Origin of the sequence: Massilia sp. HP4 (assembly GCF_005222695.1) — a bacterium.
Taxonomy (GTDB): Bacteria; Pseudomonadota; Gammaproteobacteria; order Burkholderiales; family Burkholderiaceae_D; genus Telluria.
Map to the genome: position 1 here is coordinate 16,701 of NZ_STGG01000006.1, position 21,049 is coordinate 37,749.

Consider the following 21,049-nt stretch of genomic DNA (forward strand, 5'->3'; position numbering starts at 1 on the left):
TTATACTTTCCTGTTAGAAATCCCGCTACCCCTTCATTGTCTCGACCGTTCGAGAAAGGCCTCTTGTATGCGTCTTAACACCCCGATCACCGACAACGAATACCAGCTCGCCGACGGCAAGACCATCGTCTCGACCACCGATTTGCAGGGCAATATCCGCTATGCGAACCCGTACTTCGTGCAAGTCAGCGGCTTCACCGAGGAAGAGCTGATCGGCGCGCCGCAGAACATCCTGCGCCATCCCGACATGCCGGTCGAGGCCTTCGCCGACATGTGGCAGGCGATCCGCGCCGGCCAGCCATGGAGCGGCATGGTCAAGAACCGCTGCAAGAACGGCGATTATTACTGGGTGTCCGCCAACGTGACGCCGGTGCTCGAGAACGGCCAGGCGGTCGGCTATATGTCGGTGCGCACCAAGCCGACCCGCGAGCAGGTGCGCGAAGCGGCGGCAGCGTATGCCGAATTCAAGGCCGGCAACCCGCGCGGACTGGTGCTGCGCCGTGGCCGCGTCGAACGGGGCGGCCTGCGCGGCCGCCTGGCGGCACTAAGCAGGCTGCCGCTGCGCACGCAGGTCAATGCCGGCATGGGCCTGCTGGCCGTGCTGCTGGCGGCGATCACGGTCGAATGCTGGCGCGACGGCTTGCCGGCGTGGACCTTGTTGTCCCTCGGCGTGTCGCTGGCGATGGTGCTGGGCCTGTGGGCCAGCCTGCGCCGCAACGTGCTGGCGCCGCTGGCCGACGCATCGGGCTTCGCGCGCCGCCTGGCCGGGGGCGATCTTACCTGCCGCCTGGCGCCGCGCCGCGACGACGAGATGGGCCAGTTGGTGGCGGCGCTGCGCCAGTCGGCCGTGAACCTGTTCAGCGTGATCGGCGACGTGCGCGCCAACTTCGACGAGATGCGCCATGCGACCGGCGAGATCGCGACCGGCAACCTGGACCTGTCGAGCCGCACCGAGACGCAATCGTCCAGCCTGCAAGAGACGGCGGCCAGCATGGAACAGCTGACCCATAACGTGTTGCAGAGCGCCGACAGCGTGAACGCGGCCAGCGACCTGGCACGCCGCGCCGCCACGACCGCCGGCAACGGCCAGCGCACGGTCACCGAGGTGGTGAGCACGATGGAGGCGATCAGCGCCTCGTCGCACAAGGTGCTCGACATCGTCGGCATGATCGACGGGATCGCCTTCCAGACCAATATCCTGGCCCTGAACGCCGCCGTGGAAGCGGCGCGCGCGGGCGAGCAAGGGCGCGGCTTCGCGGTGGTGGCGGGCGAGGTGCGCACGCTGGCCCATCGCAGCGCGCTCGCGGCCAAGGAGATCAAGACGCTGATCGACGCCTCGATCGTCAACGTCGAGAGCGGCAACCGCCTGAGCGTGGCGGCCGGCGCGGCGATCCAGGAAGTGGTGGGCGCGGTCGGCCAGGTCACCCGCGTCATGGACGAGATCGCGACCGCGACGCGCGAGCAGTCGAGCGGCATCGGCCAGGTGAACCAGGCCGTGACCCAGCTCGACGCGATCACGCAGCAGAACGCGGCGCTGGTCGAGGAAGCGGCCGCCGCGACGGCGACGCTGGCGCGGCAGACCGACGAGGTATCGCAGGCCTTGCAGGTGTTCCAGTTGCATGCGGGCGCACCGGCGCGGACCGCGCGTGCGGTGGCCGGCAAGCGCACCACGAAACTGGTCGCCGCGTAATCAACAAAAATCCCTGCTGCGCGTATCCAGCCCACCGAGCAGGTGCGACAGGTCCACCAGCCGCTTGGCCACCAGGTGGCGCACCTCCCCCTGGCGCTGCCAGATGCCATACACCCCCAGCAGCGGCGCATTGAGCACTTCGCGCCGCTGCTGCTCGACCAGGGTCGGCCACACGATCACATTGATGTTGCCGGTCTCGTCTTCCAGCGTCATGAACAGCACGCCCTTGGCCGTGCCTGGACGCTGGCGCACCGTGACCAGGCCGCAGGCGCGCGCCAGCTGGCCGTCCTGGTAATCCATCAGGCTTGACGCCGGCATGAAGCGCTGCTTGAGCAGCCGTTCGCGCAGCAGCGCCAGCGGATGGCGGCCCAGGGTCAGGCCCTGGGCGCGGTAGTCGCCGACGATCTCTTCGCCTTCGCTCGGCGCCTGCAATGCCGGTGTTTCCTCGCGCGGCACGGTCGGGCGCAGCAAATCCTTGTCGGGCGCCGCGCCCGAGGCCTGCCACAAGGCTTCGCGCCGGTGCCCGGCCAGCGAGCGCAGGGCATTGGCTGCTGCCAGCACCTGCAGGTCGCCCCGGTCGAGCTGCGCGCGGCGCGCCAGGTCGGCCACGCTGTCGAAAGGCCGCACGGCGCGCGCCTGCTCGATGCGCTCGGCCGCGTCCTGGCTCATCCCCCGCTGTAGCGACAAGCCCAGCCGCACCGCCGGCTGGCGCGAACGATCGAGCGGATCGTATTCTTCCAGGGCCGAATCCCAGGTGCTGACGGCGACATCGACCGGCCGCACCTCGATGCCGTGGCGGCGCGCATCCTGCACCAGTTGCGAGGGACTATAAAAGCCCATCGGCTGGCTGCCCAGCAGCGCGCACAGGAAGGCGGCCGGCTCGTGGCACTTGAGCCAGGAACTGGCATAGGCCAGCAGCGCGAAGCTGGCCGCGTGCGATTCGGGGAAGCCGTATTCGCCGAAGCCCTGGATCTGGCTGAAGATCGCCTCGGCGAATTCCTGCGTGTAGCCATTCTTGAGCATGCCGCCGACGATGCGCTCGTAGTATTTTTCGAGGCCGCCCTTGCGCTTCCAGGCCGCCATCGCGCGCCGCAACTGGTCCGCCTCGCCGGGTGTGAAATCGGCGCCCAGGATCGCCACCTGCATCACCTGCTCCTGGAAGATCGGCACGCCCAGGGTGCGCCCGAGCGCGACCTCCATCTGGGGGCTTGGATAGACGACCGGCTCGAATCCCTGGCGCCGGCGCAGATAGGGATGGACCATGCCGCCCTGGATCGGCCCGGGACGCACCACCGCGACCTCGATCACCAGATCGTAGAAACGGCGCGGCCGCATGCGCGGCAACATGCTCATCTGCGCGCGCGACTCGATCTGGAACACGCCGACGGTGTCGGCTTGGCAGATCATGTCGTAGGTGGCGACATCGTCGGCCGGGATGTCCTGCATCTCGAACAGCTGGCCATGGCGCTGGCCGACCAGCTCCAGGCCGCGCCGCATCATCGACAGCATGCCCAGCGCCAGCACGTCGACCTTCATCAGGCCCAGTTCCTCGAGGTCGTTCTTGTCCCACTGGATCACGCTGCGGTCGGCCATCGTCGCGTTCTCGATCGGCACCAGGCGCGAGAGCTTGCCCTTGGCGATCACGAAGCCGCCCGGATGCTGGGACAGGTGGCGCGGGAAGTTCAGCAACGACTGCGCCAGCGTGGCCCACTGGCGCGACAGCGGCGCCTCGGGATCGAGGCCGCTTTCGGCCAGGCGTCCCAGCAGGTCGGCGCGGCTGTCGAACCAGTGGTGGGTCTTGGCCACCTTCTCGACGATGGCGAGGTCAATGCCGAGCGCCCGCCCGCTGTCGCGCAGCGCGCTCTTGGGCCGGTAGCTGATCACCACCGCCGCCAGCGCCGCCCGCTCGCGGCCGTACTTGTTGTAGATGTACTGGATGACTTCTTCGCGCCGCTGGTGTTCGAAGTCGACGTCGATGTCGGGCGGCTCGTTGCGCTCGCGCGAGATGAAGCGCTCGAACAGCAGGCTGGCGCGGGCCGGGTCGACCTCGGTGATGCCGAGGCAGTAGCACACCGCCGAATTGGCGGCCGAGCCGCGGCCCTGGCACAGGATGTGCTGCGAACGCGCGAAGCGCACGATGTCGTACACGGTCAAAAAGTAATGCTCGTAGCCCATGTCGGCGATCAGTTCGAGCTCGTACTCGATCTGGGCCTGCACCTTGGCCGGCACGCCTGCGGGGAAGCGCCGGTGGGCGCCAATCCAGGCCTGGCTGCGCAAGTAGCTGGTGGCGTCGTGGCCTTCGGGGACCACCTCGTCGGGATATTCGTAGCGCAGTTCGTCAAGCGAGAAGGTGCACAGGCGGGCGATGCGCACCGTCTCGGCCAGCGCTTCGCGCGAATAGAGATTGGCCAGGCGCAGGCGCGCGCGCAGGTGCTGCTCGGCGTTCTGCGCCAGGCCGTAGCCGCAGGCCGCCACCGGTTTACCGAGACGGGTCGCGCTCAGGGTGTCCTGCAGGGGCTTGCGCGAACGGACGTGCATGCACACATGGCCCAGCGCGACGATCGGCAGGCCGTGCTGCCAGCCCACCTCTTCGACCGTGGCGCGGTGGGCGTCGTCGAAGGCGCGGTGCAGCAGGGTGAGGCCGAGCCAGGCGCGGCCCGGGAAGGTGGTGGCCATCCATGCGGCCTGCGCGTGCAGGCGGTCGACGTCCTGCGCTTCGTGGCCGGGGTATGGCGGCAGCAGGATCGCCAGGCAGTCGGGCATGTGTTGCAGGTGCGCGTATCGTGGGGCGGGATTGGCCAGGTCGTCGGGGGTGAGCAGGTAGGTGCCCTTCTCGCTGCGCGTGCGGCCGATCGTGATCAGTTCGGACAGGTTGCCGTAGCCGTTGCGGTTTTGGGCCAGCAGGATCAGGGACGGGGCTGGGGTTAGAGCATCGTCGGGGTTCTTGAGGTGGAAGTGGGCGCCGATGATCAGGGGCAGGCCAGCGTTTTTCGCCTCGGCGTGGGCGCGCACGACGCCGGCCAGCGAGCATTCGTCAGTGAGGGCCAGCGCGAAGTACCCGAGCTGCACCGCGCGCGCGACCAGCTCCTCGGCGTGCGAGGCCCCTTGCAGGAACGAGAAGTTCGAGAGGCAGAACAACTCGGCGTAAGGTGGCAGCGCTTGGGAGGCTGGAGGCTGGGCGGTGTTGGCGGTCACGCTGCGGGGCTGTCAAACAGCCAATACTGTACAAAAACACAGTATAACCCAGCTGACCAAAGCGGCAAAAAATCTGCAATATCGGGTGAACGGGTTGACTACGCGTCCAGGCCCACCCTACGCATCACAAATTTAGACATGCGTTGGAAAAGGACGTGGCAGCGGCCCGAGGGTCGACGCGCAGGACTCCTTGCAAGCCGTCCGCGCACGCAGGCCCGACACGCCACCACCATGCGCACGGCGCAGGATCGGCTGGTCGGCACTGACCATGCGCTCGTACGCGAGCATCAGCGCCGTGCCACCGGTGGAATTGATGTAGTCGAGCATATCCATCGTGGTCTCGTAAGCCCAGTCGGAAAAACTCTCGCCCGGCCCGGCCGCTTGGGCAGCCCCGGCCATCGCGACACCGCCCTGCACTTTCGTCAGGATCGTGACGATGGCCCACGAAATCCCCATCCATCCGCTCGTCGCAAGCGTCAGGCGCAGCACCGGCATAAGAATGCCCGCTTCATGAATCGCCTTGAGCACGGACAGCAAGGCGCCGGAGGGCATCGCGCGGTTGCAGTTGATGGTCGCGATCAGGATCGCGATCTTGTTCATCACGCCCGGATAGCGCCGCAGGAAGCGGTACAAGGTAGGACCGATTTGCCGCGGGTCGCCGAGCAAAGGGCCAAGTCCGGTCGCTAGAAAGCAGCCGCCGGTCAGCTTCCACACCACTTTCACCAGCTTCATGTCGACCGGGCCGTCCAGCATCGTCTCGCTGGCGAAGGCCTGCAAATGGCTGGCGTTGCCGGCCCGGGTGGGGTTCAGCAGCAGGTTGAAGCAGGTGGAAAAATTGGTGTCGTAGCTGCCGTCCACCGCGATCGCGCCGCTCGCGGTGACCGCGATGAAGGGCGCGCCCGCGCCACCGACGACGCCGATATTGATGGCGCCGTTGGCCTGGAGCGATGCCATCAGCTGGACTGCATCCTCCACGCTGCCACCCCCACGCAAGCTGCCGTCCGGGCCGGTGCTCACATAGCTACCGTCACGACAGCGCAGGGTGATGGCGGCCGAATCCAGGGCCTCGGGGACGCCGATGGTGAACACCTCGGCGGCATCGCTCGAGGTCCCGAGCGCCGTGATCTGGTCATCGGCGGCGAGCGACCAGTAGCCGCCGGCGGCGGTCTGGAGCTTGATCTCGTCGCCAGCGGCGAGCAGGCCGGCCAGCGAGACGAAGGTGCGGTCGGCGGCAAAGGCAGGCTCGGGCGGGGTGATCGAGACCGGCGTCTCTTCGGGCACGTTGACATATGACACCGCCGTCGTGCCCCAGCTATACACCATCGAGAACGACTTGACGGCGGCCGGCCAGGTGTCGCCGAAGGTCATGCTGTCCACCGTGAACGACAGGCTGCCGTCCTCCACCAGCGCGGCCACCTTGGCCGTGACGTCGACCGGTCCGTAGGCGGCCGCGATGATGTTCAGGGCGCGTGGGTCGAGCGAGGCCTGGGCGGCGGGCGCGGACGGGTCGTAGTCGATGTGCAGAACCTGGTTCTCGGTGGTTGCGGCCATCTGCGGCTTGCGGTCACCGTACTGGTAGACCACATGCAGCGTCTTGCGCATGGCCGGCCAGCCATCGCCGAATACGCTGCTCGATGCGCTGACCGACAGCCTGCGCCGGCTCACGCTGGCGCGGACGATGTCGGTGACGTCCTTCAGGCCGTAGAAGGCGCTCAGGATATGCAGTGGCGGGCGGTAGCCGAGCGTATAGGGATTGCCTTCGACGACGATGTCGATGAACGGCACCTGGCCGGCATAGCTGGCCACGATGACGAAGGCGCTGCGTTTGTCATTGCCCGCGTTGCCGAGGGTGGCGCGGTCGGCGATCAGGGACAAGGTGCTGGCTGTCCTGTCAACCAGGCTGCGCACAGTCGCGCTGACGTCGGCAGGACCGAAACTTGCGCCCCACACCGTCAATGCCGACTGGGCGGCATCGTCTTCCGGCGCTGGGAGGGGAGCCTGGGCGGCTTGCTCGAACTGCGGCACGCCGATGGTCAGCGTCTGGCCTTCCGACGCCGTCGCCACGTACGTCGGGCCACCGTCGTAGCGATAGACGACCGTCAGCGTCTTTTCATGGCCGACCCAGGTGTCGCCGAACGCCTGGTTGCTTGCCAAGACAGTCAGGGACTCTGGAAAAGCCTGACGGTTGACCAGCTTGATGACTTGGGCGGTCACTTGCTTGAGTCCATACGCCGCGCCAACGATCTGCAGAACGCCTGTGTTTTGGGTAGCCATACTTGAATCTTCTCTCGGGAATGAATAACATGCTTTGCGTCAAGGGCAGCGATGGCGTCACGGCTTTTTGTTGCGTTTCATCATCGCTGCGAGCAATAGTTTGCAAACTCCGTGCCAGGCTGAAACAATGGTGCCGGAGCAACAAATCCGAGGATTTGGTCGACGATTTATGCCAAACGGGTGTAAAACAGCGGGTGTTTTTACATGTCAACGAAGTCGTTGACACGCTGGGTGCCTGCATCACGGACTAAAGAATGTGTGTTCGGCAAGTTTCTTTTCCTGTAGTATTTACGGCGCCTGCGCCGACCAAACGAGCCGCAAATGACTTCTTCGCCTGACCTGATTGCCACTCCCAGTACCGAGCGCTATCGCCTCGGTAAGCTGCTTGGGAATGGCGGTTTTGGCGACGTGCATGAGGCTTGGGATCCGGCGCTGCAGCGTACCGTTGCCATCAAGCGCCTGAAGCCTGACCTGGTGCGCGACCAGCCGGACAATCTGCTGCAGGAAGCCCGTCTAGCGGCTTCGCTGCGGCATCCCGCTTTCATCCAGATTTATTCGCTCGAAGACGACGGGCACAGCAAGTCGATCGTGATGGAGCTGGTTGGGGGGAAGACCCTGCATCAGCTGCTGTCCACGACCAAGCTGTCAAGGGATCAGATCCTCGATATCGTTTGCCAGTTGGCGGATGCAATGGCGCAGGCACATGCGGCGGGGTTGATTCATGGGGATTTGAAGCCGGCGAACCTGATGATCGAACCGTCGGGGCAGTTGCGCATCATGGATTTTGGGCTGGCGCGCAAGATTGATCCGCTGGCGACCGAATCAGGGGATGTGCTGCAGACGCAGGGCACGATCGCCTATCTGGCGCCTGAAATTTTGAACGGCAAGCTTCCGAGCACGCTCAGCGATATTTATGCTGTTGGCGTGCTGATGTACGAGATGATGCATGGGGAGCGGCCGTTTGCGCATTTGCATGGATTGGCGCTAGCTGCTGCGCAGGTGCAGTCCTCATGTACGCAATGGGCCATTGCTCCGGATGCTGATCAGGACATGGTAACGTTGCTACGCGCAATGTGTGCCCCGGATCCAGCTATGCGTATACCGACGATGCAAGCCGTCAAAGAGACTGCGCGAGCGTTGCAAGGATCAGACTCTACAGTGTCCCAAAGACTCATGTCCCCGACTGCGGCTAAAGAACCGTCTACGTCTCGCTACATTTCGCGAAAGATTATTTACTGTTCTTTAGGATTTTTACTAGTTTTAGGTGCTACCGCATATTGGGGAACCACCGAAGAAATTACTCGCCAATGGCTGCCTCCAATATCCGATTCGGCGCATATGTCAAATGGCATGGCAGCACTGCGTCGGTTTGATAGTGATGGCAGCTTAGATATTGCGATTGAGAATTTTAACGCTATCCTAGCGAAACAGTCCAATCATGCAGCTGCATCGGCCGGCTTAGCGTTGGCCTATGCACTACGTTTTGCGGGCGATCGCAGCGACGCAAGTTGGTTACAACGTGCCGACGCTAGTGCTCAGGCAGCAGTGGCTCTTGATGACCAACTAGCACTCGGCTATGCCGCCAAATCTTACGTACGCTGGCAGCAAGTACGAAACGAGGAAGGGCTGCAATTTGCAAATCAGGCATTACAACTCGACCCTACTAATCTTTTCGCTCATAATACCAAGTGCGGAATTCTACTTCATTTACAGCGCTACTCGGAAGCCGAGCTTAGTATCGAAGCCGCCCGTAAGGCACACCCAACAGAACGTCTATTTGTTGATCAATTGGGCGAGCTACGCTATCGACAAGGCGACTATATGGGTGCTGAGCAGGCTTTCCGCCAAAGCATTAGATTGGATCCAGACGCCGTATACTCCTACGCCAACTTAAGCATGACATTAGTACGACTGGGACGAGATGACGAAGCATTACAAGTGCTTCAACAAGGATTACAGGTGCGTCCCAATGGACACCTTTATAGCAATCTTGGAACAGCATTATTCAGTCGAGGTGACTATATCGGTGCGGCCAAAGCCTTTGAGCATGCCGTATCTGTCTCAAAAGGTAACAGTATTGCATATTTGCGGTGGGCAAATTTGGCAGATACACTCCGCTGGATTCCAGGTCGCGAATCAGATTCCCAGCAAGCCTATCGCAAAGCAGCTGCATTAATAAAACCCTTATTGGAGCGCGCTCCAGACAACGCCACCCTGATTTCACGTATGGGTTTATATGCAGCTAAATTAGGCGACAAGGACGTTGCATCTGTAATGAGTCAAAAAGCAGTATCCGCCAAGCCGTCCAATGCGGATATTCGCTTTCGTGCTGCCATAGCCTACGAAATAACGGGGCAACGCGATTCGGCGCTGCTTGAGTTAACTACAGCACAGCAGCTTGGCTATCCCAGGAAATTAATCGGGACCGAGCCCGATTTATTGGCACTGCGGAGCGATCCGCGGTTTGATTTACTCAAAATGGAAGAGGAATAATGGCACAACCATTGATGACATTGACAGCAAGCTTTGACGTTAATCAAGTAGACGACGGTATTGACTGGGTATTTGCGGACATCGATGCCGCCATCAATTCCGAGCATAATTCTCCAGAACCTTACTGGAATCGTGACATTGACTTCTCCGCTGGCCAAGTTTTCCGAATTGCCATTAACGCAACCGACAAAGATAAAACCGGCTTTGACTCACTGGAAGTGATCGATTGCTGTTTGATTACTCGGCCTCGTATTCTGAGTTGCGGGCCAGACGTACGTACCCACTATGGCATGCCTTCCCTCTTCGTTGACGAAGAAGGAAAACAACTCGGTGCACTGTATCAAATTAACCCTTCAGCATTCTCTATCCATAGCACTGGCGTCGACCCCAAAAAAGGAAAACGCGTCACCCTACTTTGGGACGGCAAGCTTACCGTCGGACCTTATAACGGATTTTGGGATATTTCTTTCTATGTCACCGTCCGGATTAAACGTACTGGCGAAGAACTGGAGCAACTTCGGGTATTCTATTTCGACCCCGAAGGCGAAATCGGTAATGGCACCTATCCTCCGAATTAAAAGATTAAATTAATTCAGCCAAAGCCTAAAATTCCCACATGACGCCTTAATGCCTCCGCCGGCGTCATGAGCCTAGAAGCACACCGCTGGAGATCACCCTCACAAGCCTCCCAAGCTGCACGAATCTCTTCCTCCGAAATATTGGCAGGAAAGCGAATCCGAGGGTGAGCCTCCAGCAACTTATAAACCGTCGGCCGCGAAATCCCCAGTGTCCTGGAAGCAGCCAGAATCTGCCACTGACTCTTCTCCATCGCCTCCACCAGATCGTCATCGCTCAACTCCGACACCTTGCGCCGTACCGGCCTCGATGCAGCAGAAGCAGTAGCCGCAGCACCAGCAGGACCAACCGGCTGCACCACAGGCATCATCACCGACTGCTCCAACATCGGCACAATCCCCGCCTGCAAATCCAGCGCCACCCGCCGCATCGCATGCCCCAGCTGCCGCACATTCCCCGGCCAGTCCCCATTGAACACCTGGCTCAGCAACTCAAACGGCAAACTCCACGCATCCCCTGCCGCCTCAGCCTCAAGAAAATGCCGCACCAGCACCCCAATATCCTCACGCCGCTCGCGTAACGCCGGCACCCGAATCACGAACGCTTCAAGACGCCGCCGCAGCGCCTGATTAAACCCATCTGCCCCCAGATCCTGGTCGGTCGCCGCAACGATCCGCGCATTCGACCTCGCATCCGCACTCGCCCCCAGCGGCCGATACTCGCCGCTTTCGAGCACACGCAACAGCATGGCCTGCACCGACGCCGGCGTATCCCCGATCTCGTCGAGGAACAAGGTCCCATCCTCGGCCTCGGCAAACCAGCCGCGCCGGCTGTTCGCGGCCCCGGTATATGCCCCCTTGACCGCGCCAAACAGCTCGGCCGCCGCAAGCGACTCGCTCAGGGTCGCCATATTGATCGCGACAAACCGTCCGCTCCGACGCGCACTGAGCGCATGAATCGCCTGCGCCGCCACCTCCTTGCCGCTGCCGGTCTCGCCCAGCAGCAGCACCGGCATGGTCGTCCCCGCCACCTGCGCGATCGCTTCGCGCATCTTGATCGCGCCATCGCCAACGCCGATCAACCCCGGCACGTTCGCCGCGCGCGGCAGGCTGCGCATCAGGTGCAGGCAAACAAAGACCTGGCTACCAAGCCCGATCACGATGCCGCGATCGAGGTCGCCGGCCGTGAACTGGTCGGTGCCGTTCGACGGCCGGCCATTGAGCTCCAGCCCCATCTTGCCGCGTACATGGTCGATCTGGATGCCGCCCTCGGCGATGAAGCGGATGTGCACCGGCTCGCGCGTGATCGAGCGCTCGCCCAGCGGCGTGCCGTCATGCCCGGCGCCAGGACGTGTGGAAAGCGGCGCAAACAGCGGCGCAAACCGGTTCACGGCGATCGCACCGCCCGCGGCCGGGCCGAGCATCTGTTCGCCGATACGTTCGCGCTGCGGATGCCAGAGGATCGTGATGGCGAGCACCGGCGCCGACGCGAAGTCCTCGGCCATCCCATAGCTGGTCAATGTGGCGTCGGGATCGCTCACGCTTGTTCGCTCACGAAGTGGGCTCCTGCTGCATCGAGATATTCCTGAAACATGGGCAATGTCGGCACTATCCGCTTGATGAAAAATATACACAAATTCTAACCGATCGGAACGACTTGGCGGTCGTCTTAAGGCCCATGAAATTGTCATCATTTGGTCAGCACGAGCAGGCCAATCCCGCTATGCTGCATCCGGCCACACTACCCATGCCACACACGAAGGAACATCCATGCAGATCCACACCCTGCGCTGCTTCGGCGCCATCCCGGGCGCCGGCAATCCGGCGCTCGTGATCGAAGACGATCGCTCGCTCCCCGACGCGCGCCAGGCCTTCGCGCGCGAGCGCGACACCACCTGTGTGTGGATCGATCCAGCGCTTGACGACGGCATCGCGGCAAGCGTCGACTTCTACTATCCGCACACGCGCAGCCCACTGTGCCTGCACGCCACGCTGGCCGCGGCCGAGCGCCTGTTCGCGCGCGCCGACGCGCATCCACCCCTGACCGTGAAAACCGCCATGCACGGCCAGCCGCTCGCACTGACGCGCAAAGGCGAAGACGTGTTCGTGCGCCTGGCGCCGCAGGCCGCGCCGCAACCGTTACTGACGCCCGAACTGCCGGCGCGCCTGCTCGGCATCCCCGCACACGCCATCGTCGCGCCACCGCAAGTGGCCTCGATCGGCAGCCCGAAACTGCTGGTGCAGGTACGCGACGCGGCCACCCTGCACGCGCTATCTCCAGACCTGGATGCGATCGCGCAGTGGAGCAAGCATTATGGTGTGAACGGCTTGTACGCCTACTGCCGCCTGGCCGACGATACGAACACACAGTTCGACGGCCGCAGCTTCAACCACCTCGACCCACGCCTCGAAGACAGCGCCACCGGCGTCGCGGCCGGCGCCCTCACGGTCCTCCTCGGCCACGGATTGACCCTGCGCCAGGGCCGCGCAACCGGCCACGACTGCCTGATCCAGACGCTGATCAAAGACGACGACGTGCTGGTCGGGGGCCAGGTCGAGACAATGTGACACACCCATTTGTCACATTTTGTCGCCAATTGGCCGAATAAGACCGAGCTATAGCAATACACCGTTGTGTTATTGCTACATTACGATGGTTATCGAAGATACAATTGAGTAAAATCCGAATTTCCTTCGGAGAAAATCGTGATTAAACTCAAAATAATGTCTGGTTCGGTGCTGTTTGCCTTATATGGTAGCGCCATCCTCGCCGCCCTCGTTCCCGCCATCGCCCACGCGCAAACCGCGCCCGCCGTCACTGGCGAGGTCATCCCGAGTGTCAGCGTAGTCGGCTCGCGCCGCGTCGGCGCCGCATCGAGCACCGACACCCCGGTAGCGATCGATTTCATCCCGATGACGAAGGCGGCCGAGCAAAGCGGCCAATTCGACCTGGCGCAGGTACTGTCCAATCTGTCCCCCTCGTTCAACTCGACCCGCCAGACCGGCGCCGACGGCGCCGACCTGATCGACTCGGCCGCCCTGCGCGGCCTGGGCTCGGACCAGACCCTGGTGCTGGTCAACGGCAAGCGCCGCCACACGGTGGCGCTGGTGAACCTGTTCGGCGCGCGCAACCGCGGCAATACCGGCACCGACATGAATGCGATCCCCGTGATGGCGATCCGCGAAGTGCAGGTGCTGCGCGACGGCGCCGCCGCCCAATACGGCTCGGATGCGATCGCCGGCGTGATCAATATCGACCTCAAACGCAGCCTGGGTTGCGAATCGGTGCTCGGCTACGGCCAGTACACCGCAGGCGATGGCGAGAACTGGCTGGCCTCGGCCTATTGCGGCGTGGCGGTGGCCGGCGGCGTGCTGGGCATCACCGGCGAATACTACGATCGCGGCCGCTCCAACCGCTCCGAACCTGGCAACCCGCGCATCATCGGCGACACCAAGTCGCAGAACCAGACCGTCTACCTCAACGGCGAATTCCCCGCCGGCCCAGGCAAGCTGTATTTCACGGCCGGCGCGCAAAAGCGCGACGCCTCGTCGGCCGCCTGGGGCCGCGAAGGCCTCGGCTCCGAAGACATCCCCTCGCGTAACTCGGCGGCGATGTACCCGGATGGCTTCGTCCCCTTCATCGACGGCGACGTCGACGACCGCTGGGGCACCGTCGGCTACCGCTGGGCGGTGGGCGAATGGAATGCCGATGTCTCGCAGACCTATGGCTACAACCGCCTGAAGTACGACATCAACAACACGCTCAACGCCTCGATCGCCAACCTCGATCTGCTCAATGGCGGGCCTGGCGTCAGCGCCAGCCGCTTCTATGCCGGCGCCTTCTCGTTCCAGCAGTCGACCACCAATCTCGACATCAGCCGCTTCTATGGCGATGTCTTGAAAGGCATGAACGTCGCCTTCGGCCTCGAGCACCGCCGCGAGAACTATAAAATCTTCGCCGGCGAGACCGGATCGTGGATCGACGCCGACGGCGTGGGTATAGGGGGCAACGCCGGCAGCCAGGGCTTCCCGGGCTTCCAGCCGGGCGACGAGACCGACAGCGACCGTCACAGCAACGCCGCCTACGTCGACATCGAGCTTGACGCGACCGACCGCTTCAAGGTCCAGGCCGCGCTGCGACACGAACGCTACTCGGACTTCGGCTCGACCACCACCGGCAAACTGGCCGGCGCATACCGGCTGGCGCCGAACGTGCTGCTGCGCGGCTCGGCCAGCACGGGCTTCCGTGCGCCGTCGCTGCAGCAGGTGTACTTCTCGTCGACCTTCACCGACTTCGTCGGCGGCCAGCCGCTCGACGTCGTGCTGGCGCCGAACGGCGGCCCGGTGGCTAATGCCGCCGGCATCCCGCAACTGAAGGACGAGGAATCGAAGAGCTATACCCTGGGCCTGACCTGGTCGCCGACCGGCTCGACCTCGGTGACGGCCGACCTTTACCGCATCGACATCGACGACCGCATCGTGCTGTCGGGCCGCTTCGACGCCGACAACTACCCGGCGCTGGGCGCCACCCTGCAGCAGCTGGGCGTCGGCCAGGCGCAGTTCTTCGTCAACTCGGTCGACACCAAGACCCAGGGCCTGGACCTGACCGTGTCCAACCGCAGCAAGGTGGGCATCGGCAACCTGACGACCTTCCTGGCCGTCAACTTCAGCAAGACCGAAGTGCAGCGCGTGAAGGCGCCGGCGGCGCTGGCAGGTTTCGAGGACGTGCTGCTGTCGGAACGCGAGCGCCTGTTCATCGAAGAAGGCGCGCCGCGCCGCAAGGCCACGCTGGGCCTGGACTGGACCCAAGGCCAGCTCGAAACCTCGCTGCGCGTGATCCACTTCGGCCCGCAGACCCTGGGCACCTTCTCGGGCCCGCCGGTGCCGAACCAGAAGTACGAAGCGAAGACCTCGGCCGACCTGTCGTTCACCTGGGCGTTTACCGAGAAGACCCGCCTGACCGTGGGCGGCACCAATATCTTCGACGTCAAGCCGACCCGCCAGGATGCGAACGAGACCGACAACGGCTTCAAGTACGAGAGCGTGCAGTTCGGCCTGAATGGCGCGGCGATGTTCGCGCGCCTGGCGCACAAGTTCTGATCACGCGCGTCGCTCGAGCGTAGCGCAGGCGGCCCGCGATCTTCGCGGGCCGTTTTCATTCGTGTTGTCGCACCGTCCGGCCGACAAGCGATATCATGCTTTTCTTTTGACGTCGTAAGAACACCATGCAAAAACTGATCGCCGAACTGATGCGGCTTTATCTTCCCGCGGACGCGCCGCCGCCCGATGTGCTGGCGGCGCACCTGCTCGGCCAGCACAGCGTGCCGGTCAGCCTGACGGGCAGCGACGGCCTGGCGCGCGCCATGATGATCCCCTTTCGCAAGGCCAAGGGGACCGATGGCGATGCCCACTGGCTGCGGCTGTGCGACGTCGCCAACACACTGCAAGAGACGCTCGGCCTGCCGGCGCCGGCGGTGAGCATCTCGGGCGGCGACGCCTATTACCTGTGGCTGTCGCTAGCGACGCCGGTTGCTGCCGAGCGCGCCCAGACCTTCCTTGAGCGCCTGCGCGACGCCCACTTTCCCGAGATCGAACTGGCGCCGGACGCCGTGCGCGCGCCGGTGGCGCTGCCGCCCTGCCTCCACCCGCGCACCGGCAAGTGGGCCGCCTTCATCCATCCGGGCATGGGCGCCTCGTTCGCCGACGAGCCGGGGCTGGACATGCAGCCGCCGCCACTGGGCCAGGCGGCCTTTCTGGAAGGACTGGAAAGCATCGGTGAAGAGCAGTTCGAACGGATCCTCCAGGCGCTCGAAGCGGCGCACGAAAGCAAGCCGGTGGCGGCGCCCGCGGTGGCCGCCGCGCCCGCACCATTCGAGCCACAACCGGCGCCGGGCCTGCTACTGAAGGATGCGACGCTGGAAGACATCGTGCGCCACCTGCATGCGATGAATATCGAGCCGACATTCAGGCATGTGATCGCGCCGCGTGGCGGCGCTTAGGGCGCCGCTTACTTGGTGACGGCGATCATCGAGCGCTTGCCGCCCTTGAAGGTATACAAGGTGATGGTGCCGTCGCGGATATCGCCGCGCTGGTCGAAGGCGATCGGCCCGGTGACGCCCTTGTACTGGATCTTGGCCAGCACCGGCAGGTACCTGGCCGGCACCGACGATCCGGCCTTCACCATCGCCTCGGCCATGGCCATCGTCGCGTCATAGGCATACGGCGCGTTGATCTGCACGTCGATGCCGAAGCGCTTCTTGTAGTCGGCGCGGAACTTGTCCATGCCGGCCTTGGCGTCGCCTTCGACGCCGCCGGCCTCGGCGCACACCACCTGGCCATCAAGCATGGTGCCGCCCGACAGTTTAAAAATCTCGTCCGAGCAGATGCCGTCGCCGCCCATCATGCGTACGTTCATGCCCAGCTGCTTCATCTGGCGCAGCATCGGCCCGGCGGTCGCGTTCATCCCGCCGAAGAACACCAGGTCGGGCTTGGTGGCGCGGATACGGGTGACGATGGCGGAAAAATCGGTCGCCTTGTCGTTGGTGAATTCGCGCGCGACGACACTGCCGCCCTGCTTTTGCAGGCTGCGCGAGAACTCGGTCGCCAGGCCCTGGCCGTAGGCGGTGCGGTCGTCCACCACCGCCACCCGCTTGGCCTTCATGGCGCCGGTGGCATAGCGGCCCAGCGCCTGGCCCAGCTGCACGTCGTTGGCGATCACGCGGAAGGCCGTGTTGAAGCCCTGCTGGGTGTATTTCGGGCTGGTGCTCGAGTGCGAGATCTGCACAATGCCGGCGGTGTTGTAGATCTTGGAAGCCGGGATCGTGGTGCCCGAGGTCTGGTGGCCGATCACGCCGTTGACTTTCGCATCGACCAGCTTCTGCGCCACCGCGGTGGCCTGCTTCGGATCGGCCGCGTCGTCCTCGGCCACCAGCTGGAAGGTGACCTTCTTGCCGCCGATCGACACGCCGCGCGCATTGAGCGCCTCGATCGCCATGCGCGCGCCGTTCTCGGTGTCCTTGCCAAAATAGGCCACCGGACCGGTCAGCCCCGCCACGTGGGCGATCCTGACCACTTCCTGGGCCGGCGCCACGCCCGCGGCCGTCGACAGCAAGGCCACAGCCAACATCTTCTTGTTCATCGATTCCTCGTCCTCTGCAATGCGGGCCATGCATGGCCCGCGGAACCGGTCATTCTACCGCGAGGGCGAGTTGAACGTCACGACCGCCTTCAATCCACCCAGGCGCGCCGAGGCATCCAGTGCCAGGGTCGCGCCGTGGCGCTCGGCGATCGCCTTGATGATCGCCAGCCCCAGGCCGCTGCCGGCGGCTTCGCTGCCGGCCACGCGGTAGAAGCGGTCGAACACGCGCTCGCGTTCTTCCGGCGGGATGCCGGGGCCGCTGTCCTCGACCTGCACCACGATGCTGGCGCCCTCGTGCTGGACCGAGATGTCGACCGTGCCGCCACTCGGGGTGTATTTGACGGCGTTGTCCACCAGGTTGCGCAGCAGGATCTGCAGCGCGTCGGGCTGGCCGTCGACGGTGGCCGGGTCGGCCTGCTGCACGCCCAGGTCGACGCCCTTGGCGGCGGCCACGCCGGCAAGATCCGCCACGGTGCGACGCGCCAGGTCGGCCAGATCGACCGGCCGCGACACTGCGCCCTCGGCCGCCGTCGCCTCTTGCCGCGCCAGCACCAGCAACTGCTCGACCAGGCGCGTGGCGCGGTCGATGCCGGCCGTCAGGCGCCCGACCGCGACCCGGCGCGCGTCCGGATTGTCGGCGCGGTCCAGGCTTTGCGCCTGCAGGCGCAGCGCCGCCAGCGGCGTGCGCAGCTCGTGCGCGGCATCGGCCACGAAATGCTGCTGGGCCTCGAAAGCGGTTTTCACGCGGCCGAACAGCAGGTTCAGCTCTTGCACCAGCGGGCGCACCTCGTCGGGCAAGCCGGTGTCGGACACCGGCGACAGGTCGTCGGCCTGGCGCGAAGCCACCTGCGAACGCACCCGCGCCACCGGCTGCAGCGAGCCGCTCACGACCCACCACACCACCAGCATCAGGATCGGCATCATGACCGCGATCGGGCCCAGGGTGCGCAGCGCCATATTGCCCGCCATATTGCGGCGCACGGCCAGGTCTTGCGCGACCTGTACGGTCTGGTTCGAGGTCTGGATCGAGAACACGCGGTAGGTGGTGCCGTTGGCGCGCACATTGGAAAAGCCCAGCACCGCGCGCTGCGGCAGGCGCGCGCGCGAGACGCTGTGGAACATCTGGACCCCGTCGGGAGACCACATCTGCACCACCATGTCGTCGTTGCCGCTGGCGCTGCTGTCGGCTTCCAGGCGCGCACGCGCCTCGTCGTTCGACAGCGGCGTGCCGGAGCGCAGCGACAGCGCCATCTGCTGCATGTGGTAGTCGAAGATCTGGTCGGCGTCGTGCAAGGCGGTGCGGTAGGCGATCGTCGCCTGGGCCACCGCCGCGATCGTGATCGCCGCAAGCAGGAACCAGAGCAGGCGCCCGCGCAGCGAGTGCGTCATTTTCATGCCTTGGGCACCATATAGCCGACGCCGCGCACGTTCTGGATCAGGTCACTGCCCAGTTTCTTGCGCAGGCCGTGGATATACACTTCGACCGCGTTGCTGGAGACTTCATCGCGCCAGCTGTACAGTTTTTCCTCTAACTGCGCCCGCGACAGCACCGCGCCCGGACGCGCCACCAGCGCCTCGAGCACCGCCCATTCGCGCGCCGACAGCGACACTTGCGTGCCGTCGACCAGCACTTCGCGGGTGACGGGATTGATGGTGATGTTGCGGTATTCGAAGATCGGCTCGGCGCGCCCGGCGGCGCGCCGCAGCAGCGCGCGGATGCGCGCCAGCAGCTCGTCGAGATCGTAGGGCTTGAGCACGTAGTCGTCGGCGCCGGCGTCGAGGCCGGCGATGCGCTGCTGGACCGAGTCGCGCGCGGTGGCGACCAGCACCGGCGTGCGGTCTTTTCGTGTGCGCATCGAGCGCAGCACTTCGAGGCCGTCCTTGCGTGGCAGCCCCAGGTCGAGCAGCACCAGGTCGTAGTTCTGGTTCTGCAGCAGGGCCGTGTCGGCCATCTCGCCGTCCTTGACCCAATCGACGGCGTAGTGCTCGGCCCTGAGCAGGTCGAGCACCACTTCGCCGATCATCGTATCGTCTTCTACCAGCAATAGCCGCATGAAATTCCCTGTTATGAAGCCCGTGCGGGTCGAGGACGCTATGCCTTCTTAACCAATCCGCACCGGAATGAAGATTTTGTCACCACCGCGCTGGATCAGCAAGGCCACCGACTTGCTGGCCTTGGACACCATGTCGCGCACCTGCTCGACCGAGTTCACCGGACGGCCGTTGACCGAGATGAGCACGTCGCCCGGCTCGATGCCGGCGACCATCGCGGCGCCGGACGCATCCTCGATCACCAGGCCGTTGGCGATGCCGCTGCGGCGGCGCTCGACCGATTCGAGCGGACGCAGGGTCAGGCCCAGCCTGGCGCTATTGTCGACCGCCTCGGCCAGTTGCGGCTCCTGGCCGCGGCGCGGCCGGTCGTTCGCATTGCCCAGGGTGGCGTCGATACGCACCAGTTTACCTTCGCGCCAGACATCGAGCGCCACCTTGTCGCCCGGCTTGGACAGGGTCATCATGGCCGGCAGGTCGACCGACGCGACGATGGGCCGGCCATTGGCACTGCGGATCACGTCGCCCGACTTCAGGCCGGCGCGCTCGGCCGGGCCGCCGCGTTCGACGTTGAACACCAGGGCGCCCTCGACCGATTCGAGCTTGAACGAATCGGCAAAGGCCTGGTCCACCTCTTGCACGCTCACGCCCAGCTTGGCGTGCTGCACCTTGCCGGTGGCGACGATCTGGTCCTTGATGCGCACGGCGAGGTCGATCGGGATCGAGAACGACAGGCCCTGGTAGCCGCCGGTCATGCTGTAGATCTGCGAGTTGATGCCGACCACCTCGCCGCGGGTATTGAACAGCGGACCGCCCGAGTTGCCGGGATTGACCGCGACGTCGGTCTGGATGAAAGGCACGCTGTTCTGCGAGATCGAACGGCCGGTAGCGCTGACCACGCCGGCGGTGACGGTGCTCTCGAGGCCGAACGGCGAACCGATGGCCAGCACCCACTCGCCCACCAGCAGCGATTGCGATTTGCCGATCGGCGCGACGGGCAAGCCCTTGGCGTCGATCTTGAGCACGGCCACGTCGGTGCGCGGGTCGGAGCCCAGGACCTTGGCGCGGAATTCGCGGCGGTCTTGCAGCTTGACGGTCACCTCGTCGGCGCCTTGCACGACGTGGGCGTTGGTAAGGATGACGCCGTCCGGGCTTACGATAAAGCCCGATCCGGCGCCGAAAACGGGAGCTTCACGACCGGGCTCGGCATAGCGCGGGTCTTGAAACTGCTTGAAGAATTCGTAGAAGGGATGGCTCGGGTCGAGGTTCGGCAGGCCGCCGCGATTGGCCGCCTTGGTGCCGCCCACGACACGGATATTGACCACCGACTTGCCCTGCTGGGATGCGATGCGGGTAAAGTCTGGCAGCGCCACGGTCGACGCTGGAGCGCCGGCGGCAGCGGCCGGGGCTGGTGCGGGGGCCGGAGCGGCTGCCACGGCCGGCACATTCGGGGCCGCGGCATTGGCGACGGCGTTATTGTGGTTGACTGCGATGGCACCGACCGCGCCACCGATGACGCCTGCGGCACCCAGGGCCAGCATGAGGCGTTTGGCAGTGATGGCAGTAACGGCACTTGGGTTCGACATGGTGTGTGCTCCTGGTGAAAATGTATTGAATCGATGTTGAGTACCGATG

At 64.4% G+C, this 21,049-nt stretch carries 13 protein-coding genes; 6 read left to right on the forward strand and 7 right to left on the reverse strand.

The window, feature by feature from the left end; all coding sequences use genetic code 11:
• Nucleotides 1-67: 67 nt before the first annotated feature.
• Entirely contained in the window at nucleotides 68-1,690 is a 1,623-nt protein-coding gene (locus tag E8M83_RS01435; protein WP_137171618.1) for a PAS domain-containing methyl-accepting chemotaxis protein, read from the forward strand.
• Here E8M83_RS01435 and E8M83_RS01440 read toward each other — a convergent pair whose 3' ends face one another.
• Together E8M83_RS01440 and E8M83_RS01445 are read right to left on the reverse strand one after the other, a co-directional pair.
• Nucleotides 1,691-4,885 (reverse strand): error-prone DNA polymerase, encoded by a 3,195-nt coding sequence (locus E8M83_RS01440; RefSeq protein ID WP_137171619.1) that lies wholly within the window; start codon nucleotides 4,883-4,885, stop codon nucleotides 1,691-1,693.
• 132 nt (nucleotides 4,886-5,017) lie between these two features.
• Nucleotides 5,018-7,159 carry a hypothetical protein gene (locus tag E8M83_RS01445; protein WP_137171620.1) on the reverse strand — a complete coding sequence of 714 codons (2,142 nt, stop codon included), beginning with the start codon at nucleotides 7,157-7,159 and terminating at the stop codon, nucleotides 5,018-5,020.
• A 321-nt stretch (nucleotides 7,160-7,480) separates the two neighbouring features.
• Here E8M83_RS01445 and E8M83_RS01450 point away from each other — a divergent pair, with 321 nt between their 5' ends.
• On the forward strand, nucleotides 7,481-9,652 hold the full coding sequence (locus tag E8M83_RS01450) for a serine/threonine-protein kinase (protein WP_137171621.1): 2,172 nt from the start codon (nucleotides 7,481-7,483) through the stop codon (nucleotides 9,650-9,652).
• A complete protein-coding gene (locus E8M83_RS01455; protein ID WP_137171622.1) occupies nucleotides 9,652-10,230 on the forward strand; it encodes a hypothetical protein in 579 nt (192 codons plus the stop codon). Before E8M83_RS01450 ends, E8M83_RS01455 begins: the two co-directional genes overlap by 1 nt.
• Nucleotides 10,231-10,244: 14 nt before the next feature.
• Here the strand turns inward: E8M83_RS01455 and E8M83_RS01460 are convergent, their stop codons facing one another.
• The gene (locus E8M83_RS01460; RefSeq protein ID WP_170976650.1) at nucleotides 10,245-11,768 is read right to left on the reverse strand and encodes a sigma 54-interacting transcriptional regulator; all 1,524 of its coding nucleotides are present in this window, start codon (nucleotides 11,766-11,768) and stop codon (nucleotides 10,245-10,247) included.
• A 229-nt stretch (nucleotides 11,769-11,997) separates the two neighbouring features.
• Between E8M83_RS01460 and E8M83_RS01465 the strand changes: the two genes are divergently transcribed.
• The 3 genes from E8M83_RS01465 to E8M83_RS01475 all read left to right on the forward strand — a co-directional run bounded on the left by E8M83_RS01465 (nucleotide 11,998) and on the right by E8M83_RS01475 (nucleotide 16,226).
• Complete coding sequence (locus E8M83_RS01465) at nucleotides 11,998-12,795, forward strand: PhzF family phenazine biosynthesis protein (protein ID WP_137171624.1); 798 nt, start codon at nucleotides 11,998-12,000, stop codon at nucleotides 12,793-12,795.
• A gap of 138 nt (nucleotides 12,796-12,933) precedes the next feature.
• Nucleotides 12,934-15,327 (forward strand): TonB-dependent siderophore receptor, encoded by a 2,394-nt coding sequence (locus tag E8M83_RS01470; RefSeq protein WP_137171625.1) that lies wholly within the window; start codon nucleotides 12,934-12,936, stop codon nucleotides 15,325-15,327.
• Between the two features lie 125 nt (nucleotides 15,328-15,452).
• A complete protein-coding gene (locus E8M83_RS01475; RefSeq protein WP_137171626.1) occupies nucleotides 15,453-16,226 on the forward strand; it encodes a hypothetical protein in 774 nt (257 codons plus the stop codon).
• 8 nt (nucleotides 16,227-16,234) lie between these two features.
• Here the strand turns inward: E8M83_RS01475 and E8M83_RS01480 are convergent, their stop codons facing one another.
• Genes E8M83_RS01480 through E8M83_RS01495 form a run of 4 tightly spaced genes read right to left on the reverse strand, consistent with a single transcriptional unit; the run spans nucleotide 16,235 to nucleotide 21,000 of the window.
• Nucleotides 16,235-17,365, reverse strand: coding sequence for a branched-chain amino acid ABC transporter substrate-binding protein (locus E8M83_RS01480; protein ID WP_137171703.1), 1,131 nt, complete (start codon nucleotides 17,363-17,365; stop codon nucleotides 16,235-16,237).
• Between the two features lie 54 nt (nucleotides 17,366-17,419).
• The gene (locus tag E8M83_RS01485) at nucleotides 17,420-18,760 is read right to left on the reverse strand and encodes an ATP-binding protein (RefSeq protein ID WP_137171627.1); all 1,341 of its coding nucleotides are present in this window, start codon (nucleotides 18,758-18,760) and stop codon (nucleotides 17,420-17,422) included.
• The gene (locus E8M83_RS01490) at nucleotides 18,757-19,419 is read right to left on the reverse strand and encodes a response regulator transcription factor (protein WP_137171628.1); all 663 of its coding nucleotides are present in this window, start codon (nucleotides 19,417-19,419) and stop codon (nucleotides 18,757-18,759) included. Before E8M83_RS01490 ends, E8M83_RS01485 begins: the two co-directional genes overlap by 4 nt.
• Before the next feature lie 48 nt (nucleotides 19,420-19,467).
• The gene (locus E8M83_RS01495; protein WP_137171629.1) at nucleotides 19,468-21,000 is read right to left on the reverse strand and encodes a Do family serine endopeptidase; all 1,533 of its coding nucleotides are present in this window, start codon (nucleotides 20,998-21,000) and stop codon (nucleotides 19,468-19,470) included.
• Between the last annotated feature and the right edge of the window lie 49 nt (nucleotides 21,001-21,049).